Source organism: Pseudomonas sp. SH10-3B, from assembly GCF_019891415.1.
Classification (GTDB): Bacteria; Pseudomonadota; Gammaproteobacteria; order Pseudomonadales; family Pseudomonadaceae; genus Aquipseudomonas.
Genome location: NZ_JAFLXD010000107.1, coordinates 1 through 1,640, shown reverse-complemented (window position 1 = coordinate 1,640; position 1,640 = coordinate 1). Strand labels below are relative to the sequence as shown.

General features: G+C 49.7%; 2 protein-coding genes. Both read left to right on the top strand.

What is annotated here, in order from left to right; genetic code table 11:
* Window positions 1-1,124: RHS repeat-associated core domain-containing protein (locus J1G35_RS30530; protein ID WP_223016864.1), on the top strand; the 1,124-nt coding region annotated here is incomplete at its 5' end.
* A complete protein-coding gene (locus J1G35_RS30525; protein ID WP_223016863.1) occupies window positions 1,121-1,537 on the top strand; it encodes an Imm50 family immunity protein in 417 nt (138 codons plus the stop codon). The genes J1G35_RS30530 and J1G35_RS30525, both read left to right, overlap by 4 nt.
* The last annotated feature ends 103 nt before the right edge of the window (window positions 1,538-1,640 follow it).

Sequence of the window (1,640 nt, the reverse complement as noted above, 5' to 3'; positions counted from 1 at the left end):
CCGGCCCCGACATCGTCGCCGGCAACCGCCTGATGATCCAGGGCGACCGCCACTACGACTATGACGCCTTCGGGAACCTGATCCGTGAACGGCGTGGCCGTGGGCACGCACTCGTCACCGAATACCGCTACGACTGCCAGCATCGGCTGATAGGCCTCACCCAACCCAACGGCCAAACCGCCAGCTATCGCTATGACCCGTTTGGGCGACGCATCAGCAAAACCGTGGACGGCATAACCACGGAGTTTTTCTGGCAAGGCGACAAGCTGATTGCGGAGCACCATGCGGATCGCCATCGCAGCTATCTCTACGAACCCGAGAGTTTCCGTCCACTGGCCCTGCTGGAAGGCTTCGGCCCAAAAAACACCAAAGCCTTCCACTACCAACTCGACCACCTCGGCACGCCACAGGAACTCACCGCCCCCGACGGCGAAATCGTCTGGTCCGCCCACTACCGCGCCTACGGCCAGATCAGCCGTCTCGACAAAGGCAAAATCGACAACCCGCTACGTTTTCAGGGGCAGTACTTCGATCAGGAAAGCGGACTGCACTACAACCGTCATCGCTACTACAATCCCGATATTGGTCGCTATCTGACGCCAGACCCGGTGAAGTTGGCGGGTGGGATTAATGCCTACCAGTACGTGCCCAATCCTACGGGTTGGATAGATCCACTCGGACTGAATGCCCGTTGCACCGGCGTAGTAAAGAAAAATCCAACCTGCGCGATACCTGTTGAACCTCACGCACCTTATGTATCTCGTAAAGGAGCATTCCGCGAAGCAAAAAGAGACGCCAATATACCGACATCGCAACAACCCGATGTATTTACCGACGCGGGTTCTGGCGCAAAAAAACAATACAACACTGTGAAAATGTCAGATATAAATGAAAAAACAATTTTAGATAATTCTGGAAAACCGATTAAGACGAGGGTCTACCAATATACGAGAGCCGATGGTTCCAAAATACTAATACAAGACCATTCAGCAGGGCATAATTTCGGTGCTCAAAACGGAGCAGGCGATCAAGGCTCTCACTTCAACCTACGCCCAATTCATACACCGCGAACCGGCAAAGTCCCGGGAACAAAAGACCACTACCCATTTAAGGATAAAAAATGAAGCATTGGAATGATCTTGAAGGAACCATATTTTTTAATAAATTGTTCAGTCGTCCAATTGAAATTCGCGAGATTTATATACACTCTCTGACGATAGAAAACGACCAACCCTCTCTCAGCATTGGTTTTGACATACCAGACTTTCCAGATTTTTTACCTCCAAAATGGGAGAACAAAGGATACAACACATGCAGGATTGGACTAACCTGTAACGCAATAAGTAACCTGCAGATAACCAATCTTCCTCGCCGGGAAATTTTCATTGCGAAAATAACGCGAGAAAACGAGCACTTTCTTTTCAACGCAAAATCAGAAAATGCCTCTATTGAATTTAAATCAAAGTGGCTGTCTATGGCTGGGCCGTCAGTTTATATAAATTGTCCTGAACCAGGAGATCATAGCTGGCCAGCATAAGTTTTGTAGAATAGATGGGAGAAAGGGTTAGATGATTTACATAACAGAAACTATGAGCTCTATAGCCCACCCCAATTCGGCCCCCCGGCCCTCCCCCCCGAAA